This is a genomic window from Olivibacter sp. LS-1 (assembly GCF_008245145.1).
Taxonomy (GTDB): Bacteria; Bacteroidota; Bacteroidia; order Sphingobacteriales; family Sphingobacteriaceae; genus Olivibacter; species Olivibacter oleidegradans.
On sequence record NZ_CP041643.1, the window covers coordinates 3105941 to 3124079 of the forward strand.

34 protein-coding genes are annotated in these 18139 nt (G+C 41.1%); 14 read left to right on the forward strand and 20 right to left on the reverse strand.

Annotated elements, in window-relative coordinates:
* Position 1: 1 nt before the first annotated feature.
* The 8 genes from FKG96_RS12470 to FKG96_RS12500 are packed head-to-tail and all read left to right on the forward strand — an operon-like array spanning position 2 to position 7791.
* A complete protein-coding gene (locus tag FKG96_RS12470) occupies positions 2-2014 on the forward strand; it encodes a hypothetical protein (RefSeq protein ID WP_149105607.1) in 2013 nt (670 codons plus the stop codon).
* 9 nt (positions 2015-2023) lie between these two features.
* Positions 2024-2263, forward strand: coding sequence for a hypothetical protein (locus tag FKG96_RS12475; protein WP_149105608.1), 240 nt, complete (start codon positions 2024-2026; stop codon positions 2261-2263).
* The gene (locus FKG96_RS12480) at positions 2260-5646 is read left to right on the forward strand and encodes a phage tail protein (RefSeq protein WP_149105609.1); all 3387 of its coding nucleotides are present in this window, start codon (positions 2260-2262) and stop codon (positions 5644-5646) included. Before FKG96_RS12475 ends, FKG96_RS12480 begins: the two co-directional genes overlap by 4 nt.
* Positions 5647-5648: 2 nt before the next feature.
* Positions 5649-6158, forward strand: coding sequence for a hypothetical protein (locus tag FKG96_RS12485; protein ID WP_149105610.1), 510 nt, complete (start codon positions 5649-5651; stop codon positions 6156-6158).
* Entirely contained in the window at positions 6158-6697 is a 540-nt protein-coding gene (locus tag FKG96_RS12490) for an N-acetylmuramoyl-L-alanine amidase (RefSeq protein WP_149105611.1), read from the forward strand. The genes FKG96_RS12485 and FKG96_RS12490 overlap by 1 nt, the downstream gene beginning before the upstream one ends.
* A 17-nt stretch (positions 6698-6714) precedes the next feature.
* Positions 6715-7035, forward strand: a complete 321-nt coding sequence (locus tag FKG96_RS12495) for a hypothetical protein (RefSeq protein ID WP_149105612.1) — start codon at positions 6715-6717, stop codon at positions 7033-7035.
* Entirely contained in the window at positions 7032-7205 is a 174-nt protein-coding gene (locus tag FKG96_RS26755; protein WP_168204559.1) for a hypothetical protein, read from the forward strand. The genes FKG96_RS12495 and FKG96_RS26755 overlap by 4 nt, the downstream gene beginning before the upstream one ends.
* A gap of 10 nt (positions 7206-7215) precedes the next feature.
* Entirely contained in the window at positions 7216-7791 is a 576-nt protein-coding gene (locus FKG96_RS12500) for a hypothetical protein (protein WP_149105613.1), read from the forward strand.
* On the opposite strand, the gene FKG96_RS12505 is transcribed toward FKG96_RS12500, so the two are convergent.
* Both FKG96_RS12505 and FKG96_RS12510 read right to left on the reverse strand, forming a co-directional pair.
* Entirely contained in the window at positions 7792-8199 is a 408-nt protein-coding gene (locus tag FKG96_RS12505; protein ID WP_149105614.1) for a lipocalin family protein, read from the reverse strand.
* A gap of 88 nt (positions 8200-8287) precedes the next feature.
* Positions 8288-9040: an SOS response-associated peptidase gene (locus FKG96_RS12510; RefSeq protein ID WP_149105615.1), complete on the reverse strand. Its 753-nt coding sequence runs from the start codon at positions 9038-9040 to the stop codon at positions 8288-8290.
* 40 nt (positions 9041-9080) lie between these two features.
* Here FKG96_RS12510 and FKG96_RS12515 point away from each other — a divergent pair, with 40 nt between their 5' ends.
* Both FKG96_RS12515 and FKG96_RS12520 read left to right on the forward strand, forming a co-directional pair.
* Positions 9081-9338 (forward strand): hypothetical protein, encoded by a 258-nt coding sequence (locus FKG96_RS12515; protein WP_149105616.1) that lies wholly within the window; start codon positions 9081-9083, stop codon positions 9336-9338.
* Positions 9339-9340: 2 nt separating this feature from the next.
* On the forward strand, positions 9341-9568 hold the full coding sequence (locus tag FKG96_RS12520) for a hypothetical protein (RefSeq protein ID WP_149105617.1): 228 nt from the start codon (positions 9341-9343) through the stop codon (positions 9566-9568).
* Here FKG96_RS12520 and FKG96_RS12525 read toward each other — a convergent pair.
* A complete protein-coding gene (locus tag FKG96_RS12525) occupies positions 9565-9789 on the reverse strand; it encodes a hypothetical protein (protein WP_149105618.1) in 225 nt (74 codons plus the stop codon). The genes FKG96_RS12520 and FKG96_RS12525 overlap by 4 nt on opposite strands.
* 61 nt (positions 9790-9850) lie before the next feature.
* Here FKG96_RS12525 and FKG96_RS12530 point away from each other — a divergent pair, with 61 nt between their 5' ends.
* Positions 9851-10156 (forward strand): hypothetical protein, encoded by a 306-nt coding sequence (locus FKG96_RS12530; RefSeq protein WP_149105619.1) that lies wholly within the window; start codon positions 9851-9853, stop codon positions 10154-10156.
* Positions 10157-10194: 38 nt separating this feature from the next.
* On the opposite strand, the gene FKG96_RS27225 is transcribed toward FKG96_RS12530, so the two are convergent.
* The 6 genes from FKG96_RS27225 to FKG96_RS12560 all read right to left on the reverse strand — a co-directional run bounded on the left by FKG96_RS27225 (position 10195) and on the right by FKG96_RS12560 (position 12348).
* Entirely contained in the window at positions 10195-10407 is a 213-nt protein-coding gene (locus FKG96_RS27225) for a hypothetical protein (protein ID WP_149105620.1), read from the reverse strand.
* 305 nt (positions 10408-10712) lie between these two features.
* Positions 10713-10931 (reverse strand): DUF551 domain-containing protein, encoded by a 219-nt coding sequence (locus FKG96_RS12540; protein WP_149105621.1) that lies wholly within the window; start codon positions 10929-10931, stop codon positions 10713-10715.
* A complete protein-coding gene (locus FKG96_RS12545) occupies positions 10931-11197 on the reverse strand; it encodes a hypothetical protein (protein WP_149105622.1) in 267 nt (88 codons plus the stop codon). Before FKG96_RS12545 ends, FKG96_RS12540 begins: the two co-directional genes overlap by 1 nt.
* A gap of 28 nt (positions 11198-11225) precedes the next feature.
* Positions 11226-11654, reverse strand: a complete 429-nt coding sequence (locus tag FKG96_RS12550) for a hypothetical protein (RefSeq protein ID WP_149105623.1) — start codon at positions 11652-11654, stop codon at positions 11226-11228.
* Between the two features lie 26 nt (positions 11655-11680).
* Positions 11681-12025, reverse strand: a complete 345-nt coding sequence (locus FKG96_RS12555; protein ID WP_149105624.1) for a hypothetical protein — start codon at positions 12023-12025, stop codon at positions 11681-11683.
* A 107-nt stretch (positions 12026-12132) separates the two neighbouring features.
* Positions 12133-12348 (reverse strand): hypothetical protein, encoded by a 216-nt coding sequence (locus tag FKG96_RS12560; RefSeq protein WP_149105625.1) that lies wholly within the window; start codon positions 12346-12348, stop codon positions 12133-12135.
* 78 nt (positions 12349-12426) lie between these two features.
* Here FKG96_RS12560 and FKG96_RS12565 point away from each other — a divergent pair, with 78 nt between their 5' ends.
* On the forward strand, positions 12427-12624 hold the full coding sequence (locus tag FKG96_RS12565) for a hypothetical protein (RefSeq protein WP_149105626.1): 198 nt from the start codon (positions 12427-12429) through the stop codon (positions 12622-12624).
* Positions 12625-12640: 16 nt separating this feature from the next.
* On the opposite strand, the gene FKG96_RS12570 is transcribed toward FKG96_RS12565, so the two are convergent.
* Genes FKG96_RS12570 through FKG96_RS12585 form a run of 5 tightly spaced genes read right to left on the reverse strand, consistent with a single transcriptional unit; the run spans position 12641 to position 14063 of the window.
* Positions 12641-12991, reverse strand: a complete 351-nt coding sequence (locus tag FKG96_RS12570) for a hypothetical protein (protein ID WP_149105627.1) — start codon at positions 12989-12991, stop codon at positions 12641-12643.
* The gene (locus tag FKG96_RS26760; RefSeq protein ID WP_168204560.1) at positions 12988-13149 is read right to left on the reverse strand and encodes a hypothetical protein; all 162 of its coding nucleotides are present in this window, start codon (positions 13147-13149) and stop codon (positions 12988-12990) included. Before FKG96_RS26760 ends, FKG96_RS12570 begins: the two co-directional genes overlap by 4 nt.
* Positions 13146-13454 (reverse strand): hypothetical protein, encoded by a 309-nt coding sequence (locus tag FKG96_RS12575; protein ID WP_149105628.1) that lies wholly within the window; start codon positions 13452-13454, stop codon positions 13146-13148. Before FKG96_RS12575 ends, FKG96_RS26760 begins: the two co-directional genes overlap by 4 nt.
* Positions 13451-13672, reverse strand: coding sequence for a hypothetical protein (locus tag FKG96_RS12580; RefSeq protein ID WP_149105629.1), 222 nt, complete (start codon positions 13670-13672; stop codon positions 13451-13453). Before FKG96_RS12580 ends, FKG96_RS12575 begins: the two co-directional genes overlap by 4 nt.
* Entirely contained in the window at positions 13665-14063 is a 399-nt protein-coding gene (locus FKG96_RS12585; RefSeq protein ID WP_149105630.1) for an HNH endonuclease, read from the reverse strand. The genes FKG96_RS12580 and FKG96_RS12585 overlap by 8 nt, the downstream gene beginning before the upstream one ends.
* A gap of 31 nt (positions 14064-14094) precedes the next feature.
* Here FKG96_RS12585 and FKG96_RS12590 point away from each other — a divergent pair, with 31 nt between their 5' ends.
* The gene (locus FKG96_RS12590) at positions 14095-14352 is read left to right on the forward strand and encodes a hypothetical protein (RefSeq protein ID WP_149105631.1); all 258 of its coding nucleotides are present in this window, start codon (positions 14095-14097) and stop codon (positions 14350-14352) included.
* Positions 14353-14379: 27 nt separating this feature from the next.
* On the opposite strand, the gene FKG96_RS12595 is transcribed toward FKG96_RS12590, so the two are convergent.
* Positions 14380-14763: a hypothetical protein gene (locus FKG96_RS12595; RefSeq protein ID WP_149105632.1), complete on the reverse strand. Its 384-nt coding sequence runs from the start codon at positions 14761-14763 to the stop codon at positions 14380-14382.
* A gap of 40 nt (positions 14764-14803) precedes the next feature.
* Positions 14804-15589: an SPFH domain-containing protein gene (locus tag FKG96_RS12600; RefSeq protein ID WP_149105633.1), complete on the reverse strand. Its 786-nt coding sequence runs from the start codon at positions 15587-15589 to the stop codon at positions 14804-14806.
* 42 nt (positions 15590-15631) lie between these two features.
* On the opposite strand from FKG96_RS12600, the gene FKG96_RS26765 reads away from it, so the two are divergent.
* A complete protein-coding gene (locus FKG96_RS26765) occupies positions 15632-15778 on the forward strand; it encodes a hypothetical protein (RefSeq protein WP_168204561.1) in 147 nt (48 codons plus the stop codon).
* Between the two features lie 19 nt (positions 15779-15797).
* Here the strand turns inward: FKG96_RS26765 and FKG96_RS12605 are convergent, their stop codons facing one another.
* The 4 genes from FKG96_RS12605 to FKG96_RS26770 are packed head-to-tail and all read right to left on the reverse strand — an operon-like array spanning position 15798 to position 18139.
* Positions 15798-16853, reverse strand: coding sequence for a DUF5131 family protein (locus FKG96_RS12605; protein ID WP_149105634.1), 1056 nt, complete (start codon positions 16851-16853; stop codon positions 15798-15800).
* Between the two features lie 26 nt (positions 16854-16879).
* A complete protein-coding gene (locus FKG96_RS12610; RefSeq protein ID WP_149105635.1) occupies positions 16880-17368 on the reverse strand; it encodes a hypothetical protein in 489 nt (162 codons plus the stop codon).
* A 2-nt stretch (positions 17369-17370) separates the two neighbouring features.
* Positions 17371-17979: a hypothetical protein gene (locus FKG96_RS12615; protein ID WP_149105636.1), complete on the reverse strand. Its 609-nt coding sequence runs from the start codon at positions 17977-17979 to the stop codon at positions 17371-17373.
* Positions 17972-18139 carry a hypothetical protein gene (locus FKG96_RS26770; RefSeq protein ID WP_168204562.1) on the reverse strand — a complete coding sequence of 56 codons (168 nt, stop codon included), beginning with the start codon at positions 18137-18139 and terminating at the stop codon, positions 17972-17974. Before FKG96_RS26770 ends, FKG96_RS12615 begins: the two co-directional genes overlap by 8 nt.

Sequence of the window (18139 nt, forward strand, 5' to 3'; positions counted from 1 at the left end):
AATGGCAAAGAAGATTACTGGCATACCTGTTAAAAATCTTGGCGACAAGTTCAAGGCAATTGAACTGAATGAGATTGTTAATGTGGTAAATGATAACGCGACTACCTTAGAGGCCGCAGGAGGTGGATTTATTGCTAGGGTAGCTCCCTCGTTCTCTTTTCAGGGAAAAGAAAAGGGTATCTATAAACCGAATGCTATCGGCACTTACGGTACAACGGGCACAGGCCAAGTTGTAGTGGACGATATCACAGCGAAATCGTGGTCGTTATACTGGAATGGTTCATCGCTAAGTGGCGATTTTGTAGTTGTGGATACTGCAAATTTAGCAACAAAAAGCGAATTGACGGTTGTCCAGAATACTGTTACCGAGAAAGCTGATAAGACGGGAGCCGTCAATTCGCTCGAGCAGGTATTTCTAAACGAAAAAACAGTTGTATTAACCCTGTCAAACGGTAGGTATACGAACATCAGCACTTCCGACACCAATACCTCGTACAGGAAGACACAGCCGATCCCTCTTGAGGATACCAGTATTATAAATATAAGCAATGTACAATCATCCAACTCTGCCACGGTAGTCTTTGATGAGTGGATGCAACCTTTAGGTCTACTGACGTATTCTCCCGGTGTGGATACACCGGCACCTAAGGGAGCAAAATTTCTAATTGTATCGGGGTTGACAGGTAACATGACGGGCAATGTGGTGAAAATAAAAAACGCCATTAACCCCGTCATGGCTGAAACGGTAAAGGTTACTAACCGAAATAGGTCATCCCTAATAGATAACTACTTGGATTATACCAGACTGATTCCCAATTCGACCATATCGAACGGTCTTGTTACTTATAATGCGGCAGGCCTTCGTACATCGCCCATGATGAAACTTAAGAAAACATCCGGCTCTCTGCTATGCGGCAACATATTTCAGGCAATTAATCCGTTGGTTGTGGTTTATTATGATTCGGCGGGCCTTCAAATTGAACGACAATCACTGGCAATAGCAGATCGTCTGAACGATGCAATCTTCGGGTTTTACTTCAACAGTCCTATTCCTGCCGGAGCGGTTTATTTCAGGGTTGTGATAGATTTTAGGGCGGATAACACCGAAGACCAATTGAAAGCGTTGATTTTTACGCACCGGGAAAATTATGCCATTCAGAACTCCTACTATCCCGGAATGCATCTAACCTTTAACCCAGAATACAATAGCGATTACACGCGGGATATAATATATAGCGAGAAGGGAATAGATAATCGATTAAGTTATAAAACGGGCGCTGTTTTGGGAGATTCGAACAGCGCGAACAACAACGGGACAGGATCCTGGAAGAGAAGGTTCAATGCCGTCCATAAGCCCTTCGTGGACATATCTCTAGCAACAGGCGGAGCAACTCTTACCAGTACCGAAAATCTTTTCGGACCCGAATACCGAACAGGGGGCAATACCTTGATGCGACAGGTAGAGAACCTTATTGCCTCTGCAAATTATCCCGACGTGGTATTCGTTGTAGCGTTAACGAATGATTTTGACCTTGGACGACATGTTACTCCGGCCATGGTAACGGCAAGTGGCGCATCAGATTACAATGAGTATATGGAGCGGACATTCATGACGAATGCGCCCAATTACAATACGCTTATTCCACTTCAAAATGTTAACAGAGGAATGGTGGCAGGTGCCTTACGATATATAGTAGAGCGATTGATGGAAACCAGACCTCTTTGCAAAGTGGTAGTAGTAACGCCTTTACAGTCGACACTACACAACCAACTGAATGCTAAGAGATGCGTAGATGATCTTAAATGGATGGCAGGGAGATTAAGTCTCGGTGTAATCGATGCCTGGCACGAATGCGGTATGCCCATGCTCAAGGATTACGGAACCGATAGGAATTTCCTAAGTGACAGAATACACGTCTTTTCAGATAGCGGTCAGACTAGAGGAAGTGACGTATATGGCGACTACCTAGCAAAGCGAATCCGCGAGCACTTAATTTTCTATAGACCCTTTTAACTAGAAATTATGGAGACGAAAAGAGAAAGGTATGAACGACTGGATGTTGAGAGATCGCGTCTGGCAGAGGAACTACGGATCGAACAGTTAAAATCATTTGATTTTGACAATACATCATCTGAGAAAGACTTGTCTGAAATGGAGAGTCTTATGTCAGAGTCAATGACCAGGCGTGAACAGATTGTTTCGGAAATAAACAAAATAGATGTAGAACTGACAATGTTGTGCGTGGGAGGATTTGAAGAGTGATAATTAAAGTTTATAGAAATAACATCGAGGTCGAACAGCTGCCTGTAAGCAGGAATGCAACGTTGACTCATGAACTCATGGGAGCGCATCGTATTGACGTTACCGGACTTCGTGTTGCTAGGCCGTTAAACATCCAAATCGGTGACACTATAAATTATAAAGGTGAGATATTTACCATCAATACAGTTGATGAACCTACAAAGCACAGTAATTTCAATTACGAATATAACATAGTTTTCGAGGGCATAAGGTACCAGCTATACGATAAGCTGTTCATGTTTGAGGATAACACGGATTTTCCGTTTTATGGAACCTTGAGAGAGCATCTGCAGCTTCTTGTCGACAACATAAGCGAAATACATTTAGGATGGACGCTGGGAATAATTGAAGAAACAGAACCTAAGCACTCCTCTTGGGATAACGTAAGCTGCCGAGTGGCGTTAACCAACATCGCCGAACTGTTTAAAATGGAATGGTACCTGTCGGGCAAGACCATTAACATGGTAAAATCCGCAGGAAACACGACTACCATACGTTTAGGTTACGGGAAAGGTAAAGGGCTATACAATCTAAGCAGACAATATGTCGAAGACAAGAATGTAGTAACACGTGTCTATGGTAAAGGCGGCACGCGCAATCTTCCGCCTTCTTACGGGGGTAACAGGCTATCCTTACCTGAAAAATTCCTTGAAGCGAACGTTGATAAATACGGAGTAAAAGAAGGCGTTTATTTGAACGAAGAGATATATCCTAAACGAGAAGGTACATTAACGTCGGTCGGTCCTTATGAAAATGCCGATCAGCGTTCGTTTACCGTTACCGATACGTCACTTGACTTCGATATCAACTCTCAGTTGATGGAGGGTGTTGAAGCAAAGATCGCTTTCAATACAGGCGAACTGGCAGGATTCGACTTTGTGATTACGAAATACAACCACTCTACAAAGACCATAACATTCAAGGCCGATGTAAGTGATCAGGACTATGTAATGCCCAATCAGAATTTCATGGCTAAAGTGGGTGATAAGTATGTTCTTTGGGATATCATAATGCCTCAATCCTATGAAGATGCAGCGATTATCCAACTGAGAGAAGAGACAGCGGAATACCGTAATCAAAACAGTGTACCTCAAGTACTATACGGATTTGCCATCGATGTTCTGGATATGAAGCGAAAAGGATGGATGGTCAATCCCGGTGATAAAGTAAATCTAGAAGATGAACAACTAAAGGTAAATGAAGAAGTTAGGATCAATTCGGTTACTTATCCTATCCAATTTCCTGAGATTCTGGAACCTGGGACAGCATTCCAAGCGACAGTAGCAAACTTTATCCCTTATACCGTACAAGAAAGGGTGATTAAAGACACGATTGAAAATCAGAGGGAAATCAAGGTCGTGGACCGAAGAAATGCCGAAAGAGCACGGCGAAATGCCATGAATTTACGGCAACTTAGAGATTTGATCTTTGATCCAGACGATTACTTCGACACAAGTAACCTAAGGCCTAATTCGATTGAAACGCTGTACCTATCAGTAGGTGCTAAATCTCAGAACTTTGGTTTAAACGGAGTGTCAATCCAACCAAATGCGGGGGCAAATCCCAACTCAATAGCCATTAGCGCTGGCACCCTTATACATTATGAGATACAGATTGAAGGGTTAGGATATGTGTGGCAAATGGGTCAATCCGAATTTTCAAACCTTACGGCTGCGAAAGCTTATTATTTGAGCGCTAAGTGCAGCAAAAATGCCCTTACCGGGAGTTGGTATATTTCGGAGACTCCCATGTCAGCAGAACAGGAAGCTGGATATTATCATTTCAACGTTGGGGTTTTATATCCCGTTAAGGATGGCTTCAGGGGATTCGACTTTACAAAGGGCATGACCTATATTGTCGGTGATACGATTACCACAGGTACTATCAGATCTCTGGACGGTCTTACCGTGCTGGGATTGAACGACGGTAGCCTCAGGTTAGGTGATTTTCTCAAATTTAACACCGCCGACAACCCCGGGCAGCTCGATATATCGGCAAGAATAAATGTACTTCCCGGTGGGAATGCAGCAACGAAGGATGACGTTGACAAAATATCTGTTGGTGGTCGTAACTATGTGCTGGGAACTGCTTCACCGAGAACGCTAACGTTTACGGGAGGTAACAATGAAGTGAGGTATTTGTATCCTCTCAAGGCGGAATTCTACAACAAGGAAATTACGTTTCACTTTGACTACGCTATAGCTAATACCGCCCCATTCCCATCAGATGCTAGAATAGCATTGCAAGTGCAGCGGACTACAGTTGGCTCTTACTTGCACCGGCTTACACCTGACATACCTATATCAGATGCGAATAAATCCGGACACTACAAAAGAACATTTACACAGGCACTTCCTTCTTCCGTCGGACTTGGCGATACCGTTTACATTCACGTGGCTACCTATGGAATTACGGGACCCATAACTTTCAGTAACGTCAAACTGGAACTTGGTAATAGAGAAACCGATTGGTCTGAGGCACCCGAAGACATCGATTCCTCAATCAACGAGGCTAAGCAACAAGCCGAAAATGCGCAACAGACAGCGGATAATGTTGCGAGTAAAACGAACTTCCTTCAAACTACGATAGATGGAAATGTGATTGCCACGGGCACTATGTTGGTAGGAGATGCTCTTGGAAACAACAACGGCGGAATAACAGGTATTGTGGATGACGGTTCTGTGTCACCTGTACGTGAGTGGTACGGAGTGCCTTTTGCGAACCGTTATTCCGCACCATGGAGAGTGCATCACGACGGCTCATTTGTATCTACGAAAGGTCAGATTGGTGATATGATAATTAGCGGCGGCTATCTTTCAAATACGCAAGGAAATGGGGGAGTAATCATTTCGTCTCAAAACGGACAGTTTTCGGGAGTAGGTGTTAACGTGCTTCCGGTAACTTCAGGAGTTAAGGCCGTAGCTAGGTTTGAAAATCACGAAAGTAATGATCTGGGAGGAACGAATTATGCCCTTTTAGCTTCGGCCATGAACGCTTCCATTAACATTGCGGCGTTAATTCAGGGAGATATACGGTTGAACGGTGTTATGCGCGGATTTGGTATGAAAACGGTGAGGCAAAATACCGGCTACGAGATTCAGAACGATGACACCTGCGTTAACATAGTTTCAACTAGCCCTGGAACCATATCATTACCGCCCTCCCCGATAGTTGGACAAGCTCATTTTTTAACGCATCAGGCAGATGTGAATTTTACAATTCTTGGAAACGGGAATGAAATGCGGGTAAAAAATCAAGTCGTAACCAGCACTTTTATGTCTTGGGGTGATCTGTGGGTCTGGGATGGTTTCTATTGGAATAGGATTTTAAATAATTCGGAATAACAATGAATATAAAAGAACTGGCAAAAGAAGCTCAGAAAAAAGGGATTTGTTCCCCAGGTATGAAGAAAATCCTGCAGAGCAACGATAAAGAGGCTTTGTTGAACTATTACATCGAAGGACTAGACTTTTGCATGGAACATGATTTTCCTTCAAAAGATTATTTAAAGACACAAGGCGGCGATCTACTTGCATTGAAAGGCATTTATATCGATGAGGACATAGCCCCTGTCAATAATCGAATGTTGGTCCTTCTAGGCAAATGTAAAGTTCACGTGGTTGCCAACGAATATTCGGTAATGGACGTGTTTGTTAAACACGATTCTACTGTCCAGTTGTACGCCAACGATCACTCCTTTGTGAGAGTAGACTGCTTCGATACGGTTAATGTCCGAATACATGCCAGCGGAAATGCTAAGATAGTCGTGAACGTATACGGATCGGCCAAAGTCGCGTATGAAAAGAAGGAGAAAGCCCAAATAAAAATCATCAATAAAGGAAAGGAGACATACTAATGACAAGTTTTATAAGTGCAGGACACCACTTAAAAGATCCTGGAGCAATCGGAATCGACTCCAGACAGGAGAACAAAGAAACTATCGCTTTCCGAGCACTCGTTATCTGTGAATTGCATAAACATGGGATAACCGTTATTAACGATCATGACAGCGAAACTCTGGGGCAGTATCTTGCAAGGATAAAACCCGGTAATGCTTCAGTTGTACTGGAATTTCATTTCGATGCAGCGTCTGCAACTGCCACTGGAACGACTGCTTTGGTTTCAGACAACGCAAATAAAATGTCGCTCGATTTTGCCCACGAACTAGTGACGACCACTGCTCAAACCCTTGGAATAAAAAACCGAGGTGTATGGACCGAAAGTCAATCACATAGAAGAAGATTAGGCATTATGAGAAAGGATGGTTGTGTTGCGTTGCTGGAGATATGTTTTATTACCAACGAAAGCGACATGGCTAAATACGATTTAAAAAGGGAAGAATTGGCCATCAAGATAGCCCAGATCATCGCCAAGTATGATAACATGATTGAATAATATAACAACCTATACATATGGCAGAAGATCGACAAAATAAAGAATTAAATACGTTCGGATTTACCGGAAAGCTCAGAACAGGGTTGGTTACTGCCATAATTGCAATACAGTTCGCAGCAATCGTAACTCTATGGCGTTACACCGTGAGTCAGTCCAAAGACAAGGAAGCAATCCAAAAAGAGTTGTATGAGAAAATGATCGAGAGACTAGATTCTAAGGTTAACGAAAAGATGACGAAAGAAGTGACTCCTCGAATGGAGAGACTAGACACTGTAACCTCAAGGCTTGATACGGCAACAACTCAATTACAGGAAAAAATTAATGTTAGACAGAAATGAAAGCAGCATTAGCAACTATCATCGGGATCGTCTTGCTGACGAACCCAATCGGAAAAGCGGCTATAAGCCCTACATCAGAATCAAAGCCATTAGAAGAAATGGCTGTTAAGGTAATTAATCTTAAAAATAAGGTTGAGGAGCTTGACTCCTTGTTGAGTACACCACGCTAAATAAAATGCCATGAGAAACATTATAACTTTGTTTGTTGTCTGCTTGTTTATGTCGTCATGCGGATTGTTTAAATCGACATTCAAACACAAATCCGTGCAATCCGAGGTCACTAAAACGGATATAAACAGTAGCAAATCGTCCTCGGGTAGCACGATTGACAAAAGCGTAATCAGTGCGATTACTACAACTCGAGTCATCGAGGAGTTACCGACTCGAAAAGTGACAGGTGAACTCAGAACCGATAGACGTCGATTGCAGGACGGTGTCGATGTAATAGATAGTGCGGGGGTGAAGGTTAAGGTTTATCTGGACTCTGCAACTAACTTATTAAAAGCAATGGCATCCATACAAGGCGGGACAAAGGCTACGGAGACAAAAAAGGAAGAGTTAAGAACCAACGATATTCAAGAGCAATCAGGTAGTAATGAATCCCATCAGGAAAAGAAACAAACAGCTGTTGAGACCAAAAACAAAACGGTTGATAAGAAACCTGTGAAGATGGGGGTGGTGTTGGCTATAGTGGCCGTCATTGCTTTCTTTGTTTTTTTATTCTTCCTGCTAAAGGTACCGAAGAAAAAGCCGTGATTATTTTCTCACGGCTCTCATATCTAAGTTGTTTACAACATCGTTTATGTTGAATTCAATTTTATTTCTACCTTCTTGAGATATTATTTTATATACGACACTTGCACCTCCAACCTTACATAATATAGTTCCATCAGTGGAAACATATGTGCCGTTATAGGTTTGATTGTCGCAGTTATTAACGCTAGAGTAGCTCTTGTCATTCTTGAATTCTGCCCACGAACCTTTAAAGCAAGTTTCGGAAGCTGGAACGTATTCCCCGTCAATTTTGACTTCTGATATTTCCCATTTGCCTACAAAGTCAAATTGTTTGAGGCCGCCTTCATCACTTGGGTCTGATGATTCATCTTTGCTGCATCCGTAAAAAGAAGCCAGGCTTAGGAAGAGAATTGGTAATAGTTTTTTCATTGCACCTTTTTTTATTCAAAGATAAGAAACTTTATATCTTTCTCACTTTTTCACAAAAAATTACAAAGCCTGTTGTTGTTTTCAAGCCTTAAAGGAGAGCCGTTGTATCTTTAAGGCCTTCTCCGAATACCCATTCCTTACCGATCGATTTTTGTATATCCGCGTAATTGGTGTCTACATTTCGCATTGCAGTTATCCTAACTACCTGGTGTGCGCTTAATTCACCTTCCCACGGTTTTATAAGCTCCGCCACTTCTCCACGTTCCCTGGCGTCGAACCACTGTTCAAAGTCTTTCGGCTCCAGGATAAGGGGCATTCGTTTTTTCTCGTTATGGATAACCTCAAACTGAGCGTTGGCTTTGGTGGTTATTACGCTGAACGTGTTCTTGATTTCACCTGTGTCCTGATCGGTCCATGGGTTGTAGACGATTCCGATTGGTATCATACCTCCGTCTTTATAACAGAAATAGTTTTCGGTTTCCTTTACTCCCGGTACCTTGTGAGGTTCATAAAAGCCTTTGACCCATAGTATGCCGCGTCTTTTTAAGATAGAGTTACGGTAGCTGGCCTTCTCGAAAATAGTCTCCCCTTCAGCGTTCAGCGTATTGGCGTATTTCTTAGCCTCTGCCTCATTTTTTACCCAATGTGGGATAAGCTTCCATTGCGACAACTTAACGCTGTCTTGCGATTCTGACAGGACAGTAGGCAGAAACGGTCTTGCGAATCCGTCAGCGTTAAACCGTTCTTCAAACTCATTTTCTATGTGGTAATCTTTGATAAGAAGCTCCTTTAGATACCTACGGAGTTCTGCATCGTTCGGTGTAGCGGTATTATAGCACATAATTGGTAAACATTTTACGCTAATATAATGTTTTTCGGATATGATTAAAGACCTTACACCAGATATCGTGAAGCATATGCACGATAAAGGGGTTACCTTTCTTTATGCGCCAGGCCAGTTATCGGAGGATGACCCCATGTGGGTGCCAATGATAGTTCCGCTTGAAGAGTTCTATTGGGTGGACGTATATGGTGATTCGGTGTTGACAATAATCGAAGCATTAGATCTTCCATTCGAGACGTTCCTAAACCATAAAGTGATTATACCGAACAATTGGGATATACACATTGTTGAATAGATATGGAAGTACCTGTTACGCTCGAACTATTGGCCGATCTCAGCAATAAAGGTTACACCGTATTGTACGGCAAAGACAATATCCTTACCCCTGTCAAATGGGATTGGGACGACCTGATGAATAACGATGAATACAAACGCTTCGAAGACGACACGGTTTTAGTAATATCCGAACTGATGGAGTTCTGGGATCCTGAGGATGTGGGTGAATTCAAAGTGGATGTTCCCTAGAAATCGGGGTTATCAATCTCCCGTATGCCACCATGTTTTTTAAGCTCTTTGACGCCCTCATCTAACGGATATCCTCTCATGAGGCCGTCTTTTGAATGGTATTCGAATACTGTGTACACGTTTCCTATTCTATCTCCTAAAAGCCTCTTCAATTCGGCTTTCACGATCTCGTTTGTTTTATCGGAAACTTCCTTTAGTTGTTTTAAAGTCGTTAAGTCCATAATGTTAATTTTTATTGCAAACATATGAGATTGTTATTTAGTTTTGCTAAAAATTTTGGCAATGAAGCAGATTAACCCCGCCCTCCCGAAAATCAGATTTCAGTACAAAGGTAGGCAGATAGAGATACCGTACTACTACCCAGAATCGGGCTTGCAGCGAGTATTTATCCTCGATAAAAACGGAGACGAACACGTGTTTTATAAGGGGATGTACGTGCCAGGAGAATGGCATGGCAAAGATACTGAAAAATGGGATAAGGAGTTTAAAGACATGTTATTCGCCGAATTTGAAAAGCTGTCTCCTAAAGATGACACACGAGAGGAAGGAAAACGAATGTGGGAGTACAAAAGCTGGTGGGAGATATAGGGTATTTAACCGATAGTGTTATTTATCGGCTGATAAGTCTATTTTATTTTACCTTGAGTAATATCATTATAAAGCTCAAGCAGGTGCCAATAGTCGGGGCACTTCTCATATGGGCCTTTGAATATAGATATGCACAGAAACGCGTTGTCGAGAAAGCGTTTGCTGTTTATGATCTTAGCGTGCGGCTTCCAGTCAATCTCGAATGGGGGAGGATTGCTGTCGAAGTATTCTCGTAGTTGTTGAGGAGTCATGGCGCGAATATAGTAAAGTTTAGTATAATATTTTTTGGAAAACAAAACTACACTTTATCCTGATTTAGGATTATAACCGTTCTATTCTGTATGTCGATTTCCAATAAAGATCCGCAATCGCAACGCACAGGAGAATGCCTGTTAGCGTCCGACATTACATCATCTGGGGCATTGTCAAGGGAATACTCGAACAGATTGCACTCTCCGCCCTTACTCTGAAAGTAGTGCTTTCTTCCGCATTTTGGACAATAAGCGATTATTGAATCAAACATTCCCATATCATAACTTTTATTTACTCTCGGGAGTTACACGGTAGGTTTATCAGGTAAAGGCACCCAGTGGGTGACCTCTTCTGTATTATCGATTCCAAACTGATCATTAAATGTTCCCATATCGAAGTTAAAGACACCTAAAGTATACCCGCGTTTGTCGTGCCAAAGAAGAAGAGGTAAACTAAGTATCGATTCATCTGGGTCTAAAAACGACCTGTCTGGCAGTTTGTCTTTTACTTTTATCCAGTTCATTACTTATACTCCTTTCCGTCGTACACTATCACATCAATAACACCCTCGTCGTTTTTATGCATAGAATTTATTTTCGTATTGAACTCAGACTCGTTCAATAGCTGATTAATTGACTTTCTGCTACGGAAATACATAGTTACAAGATCGTCTCCAATCTCGTCGAGAATTCCTGCATGCTTAAGAGATTCTCTTAGAGTTTCCGTTACATTCAATGATCCTCTAAATTTCAATTTCGGAGGAGTAGTTATCTGTGCGTCGAATATCATTGATTTAATGTTGCTGTCTTCCACATCCCTAAATTATTGAATTTTCCCTAAAATCCCTATTCAATTCATAAGTCAAAAAGTAAAAGAAGAAAGCTGCTCTTTGACTCTTTGTCAAACCTCGATCTCCGCTAAACATGCTGCTCAAAGTAGACTTGTCGATTGCGAGCTGCTTAATTAGGTCGTTTCGCTTAATGCCAAATTCCTTCATCCTACCTTCAATCCATTCGAGATCGATAAGATCAACATCGATGGAGTGGACGACCGGAACAATATTGCGTTCCGGAAAAATCTCTTTTGCCCGTTCTACCAATTGCTTTTGGTTCAGGATAAATCCATTAAGAAGTCTGGACTGGGTTATCTTAACCGTTTTTTCGTCCAGAACTTCTATTTCGATACCCATTCGCTTGTAATTAGATATCGACCTTGCTTGCTCCTTTGTTAATTCCAGTGTAGTCATAACATTATATTTTAAAGGGAGGGGGATTATTCCCCCTCTATCCTTATTTCCCTTAAATTAGTCAGATCAAAGATCGCAAGCTGTTTGTTTTGTTTCGCGAACCTGATCGCTTCGTCCATCTTACTAAAGAGCTTTATCGAGTCGAAGTAGTAGAAGCCGTTTTCATCGTTAAGCCATCCACCTACTATTTTTTCGTGCTCTAACGCATGCTTTATCACTTTCTCTAATCCTTCTCTGTTAAAGCTATCCTGCGTTTCCAAGTAAGCGACACATATTCCAAATTTCACTGGTTTCATTGTCTCGATGTTGAGTGTGAAACCGTACGGGTTGTTTTTCGAGTACTCCCAAACTCTGTCAATTAGTGTTTCCATTTTTTCAACTTGTTTTGTTAATCTGTCAAAGAACGTCATCCCCTGATGACATAACAAAGATAGTAATAAGTTTGCGAATCGCAAACTTTTTGTGAAAATATTTTTATTTAGTTCATAGCGACGTTTCCCGCGACTTTAATAAGGTTATTTTGCAGTCGTTCGCCTAACAACTCCCCGTCAATAACGAGATATCCCATGCCGTTAGAGTAAATGTAATCCTCGGCTTGTTCCCATGAGTTTGCGAGGATGTATGGACCTTCAAACGTTGCGATCTGCTGCGTGTCGGGATTGATAGCTTGAAGGTGAGTGGTGAAGGTTTTCATTTGCAAATGTTTTTTAAAATAAATTGACTATCAATGGTTTAGTTGTTTTTGTAGTTTTTTTTCCTTATCATTGCTTACATGGATATTAACTTTAAAGTCGGCGATAAGGTGAAGCACCGAAAATCCCAGACAGAAATTACAATTACAAATATTGAGAGTGAATCAATTATTGTTGGTGAATTTATCGATCAATATGGCGCTATAGTTGTCGGTAGGTTTTATACTGATTCTCTTGGACCTACAAAATTACCTACAGCGGAAATTATAGATGTCTAATGACTAAAGCCCTTCATTAATTGGCGGGCTTTGTTACTAATTCCTGTCCCGTAAGAGCGTAAAACAGATTCTGCAGCTGGTGGACATGTTTAATAACATACACGTACTTTCCTTTAAAATAAGCTTCCCAGTAGCCGTCACTTAGCTTAAGATTTAGTTCTCTGCCATATACAGCATAAACGCCTAATACTTCGTGTAAACCAAGCTTTATAAGCCATTCTTCTGTTAGGTGGATTGGATACCATACCTTGTTGGAGAATTTTTTATCGCACACGAACTGTTCAATAATTCCTACGGTTACGTCTACTGTTTTACCTGATTTGTGGTGAAGGATGTTCCCCAAACGCAGTTCTCCTGGATCTATCATATTCCCTCCATTCTTTCGAGTTCCTTTAATATGTCCCTAAGTTCCTGAATCCTGACTTCGAGTGCGCGTACCGTCTCAGGGTGTGCATGCTCCTGACTCTTAACCTCTTCAAGGTTGTGCTCCGCAACTTCTAGGCGGTGTTCGATTAGCTGTTTCATATTAAAAATGGGTTAATTCCGTTTTTAGCGCAAATAAGTAGAGATGCTAACACCTCCTCCTTAGGAAGGTGCCCACGAGTTTTGCAATAATATATTATAATGTCAAGTATAAGTAACATATCAACGCCTTTCTGTATGTAGCAAGGGAATAAATCTTTTAAAGAGTTTATCCATTCATCGACTTCTTTAGGATTCATGCCTGTTATTTTCGCTATATCGGTAATCCGATATTCTACTTCCCTTACTCCAAGGACATCCATTTTTATTTCTCGAATTATAGATGTTAATCTTTCTACTACTTTCATTCCGCTACGTTTTTAGTGTTTAGAATACTCCCTTTTGCTACAATGGGATTATCATTTGCGTCTAAGAAAGCTGTTGCATTTTCGGCACACTCTTTCTTCTGCTCCTCACACATGGCTATGGCGTATTCCTTCATGGCTTTTATAATAGATTCTCGTTCATATCCATAAGAAAATAAATGTCTGGATATTATTTCTTCAATTTTTTCTTCCTTATCCATAACTTTCAAAATAAAATTTAACTTCTATGCCTGTTTCTTCAACTAACCCAAACTTACTAGCCATTCTGTATTGCACACTGTACCTATTGAGGCTTTGAACATATTGAGCGATAGAAGATCTGAATTGCTCAACAGTCATTTGGTGCTTATTCGTATTACAAGATGGGCAGGCGGGAACTAAGTTTTCAATACAATCTCTTTCTGGATGTTCCATGTAGTCCTCATATATTTTAGACCGATCATCGATACAACTTGCTACCCATCTTTGACTTCTCCTTATTGGCTCCTTATGATCAGCATGCCAGTTTTTAGGCAAAGAGCAACCGCAATAAGCACAATTGCCTCCGTATTTAAGCCAGATCCTTAGCCGTTGTTGTTTGGTTAGTTTCATATTTATTATAAATTTGTCGAAAAACTGAATTATGGATGCATTACAATTTGCCAAGTTTCATATTGAGTTGCTCACGATATGGATGAGTCACAATGAATTAATAGATGGCATTGACTCAAAGGATTTTTTCGACCTATTTTATCCTTTCGATGAAAATGAAGATGGAAGTCCAAAACTACCACCAATCCCAGAGCATCCTTTGATGACTAACGAAATTTATTTTGAAGTATCGAAAGCTTTCTCTCAAAATATAAACGGAAGTGACTTCTCATCTGTCGAACAAAGTTGATTTTACTATTATTTTGACAACAATAATTTATCTTAGCCTGTAAATAACTGCTATTTTAGCTTTGGTAATTTCTCCTGTCGACATACGTGTCAAAGCTGATATCTTCTTGGTAACTATGCTAGTGGAAAACTCACCTTTGAAGTAAGTGGATATGTAATACTTCATCCGGTCACAATCGGATAACGGTATGACAGTGAACTTATCGATGCCTTCTAACAATTCTATAGCTATTTCCTTGGAGGATTTAACCTGCTTCTTGTCGAACGAAAGACAATACTTTTCGGGATTTCTGATCACTTCAAGCATACCCATGCGAACCCCGTCAATTCCTAAGTTGCTTGTCGATACTTTTGCCATCCTGGCAACATGAAGCAGGTTGTCTTCGATCGCTTTTTGTTGTTGGTTTGTCATTCCATAAACTCGGTTAACCTATACACCGAAAGGTTCAATACTACTGGATGCTTTTAAAGAAAGCCGGAGAATTACTGTACAAGGCACTCTTTCCGTCCCACTTCTCTATAAACTGTTGTTGAATGAGTAGTGGAGTAAGTGTACGTTGCCTAAGCTCATTCGCTCTCGCTTCTGCTTCGGCCTCTACAATTTTGATTTTGGCGTTTGCCTCAGCAACTCTTAATTGATTAGTAGCTTGTGCCGCCTTTTGGACCGCTTCGTTCTTCGCATCTATGGCTTTAGTGATACTTGCCGGATACTGTATACCGCTTGTCATCTGCTCAAGGGTGAAGCCTTCCTTTTCGAGGGCTGTCGATATATTTGATTGCACAGCATTCTCGAAGCCTTCGCGACTGCTTATGATGCTGTCCGTGGTATATTTATTAAACTCAATTCGGAACGCGTCGCGTATGTAATTATAAAGGGTAGTTTTCGTTATCTCCTCTATATCTTTCCGATACTTTCTAAATATCTCCGGGCTTTTACCGTTTTGGACTTTAAACGATAGGGTGGGGTCTACTTTAAACACCGATCCGTCTTTAGCATTGACAGTGAACAACTCGTAGTCAACTGTCTGAACGAATGTTGGAAACTGGTAAACGTCTTCTGTAAATGGGTTATACCAAACACGGCCAGTGACTAAGCTAACATCCTGAACCCCCTTAGAAGATCCATATTGCTTTACTAAAATGCCTTCGTGTCCCGCATCAATTCTTGTACATGATGCGCATGATGCTATCGCCAGAATGGCGAAGAAAATTAAACCTAAAATAAATGGTGCTCTCATTTTTTCGTTTTGTTTTTAATTGTGTTAATGATTCTGTTTATTATGAATAAGATTGCCAGAACGAGTAGACAGGCCATTATCAGACCTATTAAAACGCCCACATCGTTTGGTGCGCTGATCAATTCCAACATCGTACTTAGATACCACATTATGGTTACCAAGACGATTGGTGAGAAAGCTGCCCAATAGATTGTTTTTTTCATGATGATTATATTATTGGAAACTCTTTATATTCTTTGCCTCCCAACAGATTGCCGGCTTTCTTTTTTCCGATTTTAATCATGTACTGGCCGTAGTAATCGCTTTTGTCTTCGGTATAGGTTACGAAAGCATCTGAGTGCTGATAAGCGCCCTGATAATCGCGGTGAGATACCGACTCATGATGTTCGGATACCCATTCTCCCCATTGCTTGAAAAAGAAAGGTACACCTGAGGCGAAACATTGATCTCGGAGATTGGTTGCCCAGATAGGATTCATAGGTCTGGCCCCATGTCCGCTTTCTCCACCACATATTACCCAATGGATTGGGCTTTCTAAAGAAAAAGAATCGCCTATAGTACGACCAGTTCTAGCATCCCTATATTCACCACAGTAGTAGCATTTTACATATGGGTCATCTCCGTCAAATAACCATGAATGGCCTTTTCCGTCAATTCTTTTGCTTTTGGGACATTGTTCAAACCAAGTTGATAGATTGACTTCGCCAAGCAAAGGTTCGCAGGATAGAAACCGTTTTCCATTTACCTTTAATAACTCAGGTATCATCTTGTTAGCGGTTTCCTGATTTACCACGGAAGTGCCGAACATCACATTTGCCGGAGCATTAGACTTCCAAGAATCGGGAATATATTTATTGATATTGGATGGCCTTTTAGTGAGAAAAAGGAATAATAGGTTAGGGTAGAGGCCTGCAGTTATTTGCTGAAAAAGCAAATCCCTTAAATATCCGGTGTCTTGGCCTTCGATTTCTCTACCTGATCCGTCAACCAAAGGCATTGACTTTTCGAATATATCCATCATAGACCCAACGAATACCCTATGTGTTTCCCCTTTGTCCTTTGCCGATTTTTGAAATTTCAGAAGGTCGTTAAAAGACTTCCTGATAATCAGTCTGGGCACCTTATTGCCCCAATGAGGATTTTCGTGGTGGTATCGATTGTTTAATACACGTGCGTAACAGTTGTCACAACCTTCATGAACCTCAACGCAACCATGCCAGAGGTTTACCGTGTGGTGTGTCCTCTCAATTTTGCTGTTCTCCATGGGATTATTTTTTTAAGATGTTGTAATTAGTATCTAAAATCAGTAAAGTGAATAATACCACCTGAGAACTCTACGGTACCCGTTTTGAACCAGCTTATAAAGTCTTGCGTGGTTAGACCGTCATTTGATGGAATCAAGCCCATATATGAAGGATTGGCATATTCTCCGTCAATATATATGGTTCCATAGCTGCTAATTTCAAAAGACTGCCATCCTAACTTTTCGAATCTCGCATATTCATCTTGCTTGGAGGCATATGGCTTTCCAGTCCACTCACGAACTGATAGTATTGCTATTCCTTTGTTAACCTCTTCTACCACCTTTTTCCAATGTTCACCGGCTCGGATCGTGTGTATCTTTTCTCCGGACAGTATCTTGTCACGGAATCCTGTTGGCTCACCGGCACGTTGGTGACCTTTCATAAATACCTTACTAGTCGTGAGAACGTAAGTCTTCTTGGGGAGAGGCGCGATATTAATGACTCCATTGTTATCGCTGTAAACTAAGTCGCTCATAATTATATCTCTTTAAAAGCGTTAAGGATTCGTTTTACTTCCCGTTTAACCAACTGCAGGTGATCATTCACCTGAAACATTTCAGGTTTGGTATAAAGATTATCCGTAATGAACGGGACACCCAATACAAAGCTTTGATCGGTTTCGAAACCAAGTTCTTCGACGATCCAGATAGACCCTTTAGAACAGGACATCGTGTGAAAAGCAGCAATGCTTAACCTCACAATTGATCCAATCGGCATTTTGTATGATTTGACATCTACAGGTAAAGATTCCAATTCCGAAAGACCTGTTCCGCCGTTCAAGGGAGAAAAATATTTAAATAGAGGTAATATTATTTCTCCACCGGGATGTGCCATATGATGAGTTATATTTCCCTTAATTACCGTCAATCGGATGGGATAGCGATGAGTATGCAACTGAACATCATAAGGCTTCAGTTTCTTTTTTGCTATAAAGACACGCGTCAACCTGCCGAATTCAGTTCCTCCGATTACAAGCGAGAATACTCCTTTACCGTGGACATTGTTAAGGGATAGATCTAAACTTTCCCTTTTTGGGTTGCATAATAGATCATTGATTGATGACAGGATATTTATTAACTTATCCATTAGCTTCCTCCTCTTCTTTATAATACAATTCGCCTTCATCCGCTAAAGCGTTCAATACATCGACAATACTGCATGCTTCCTTAATATCAAGACCAGACTCAACAATGTAGGTTCCATTCGGATCTCTACATATTACTTTGAACTTCAATTCTCTGTTCAT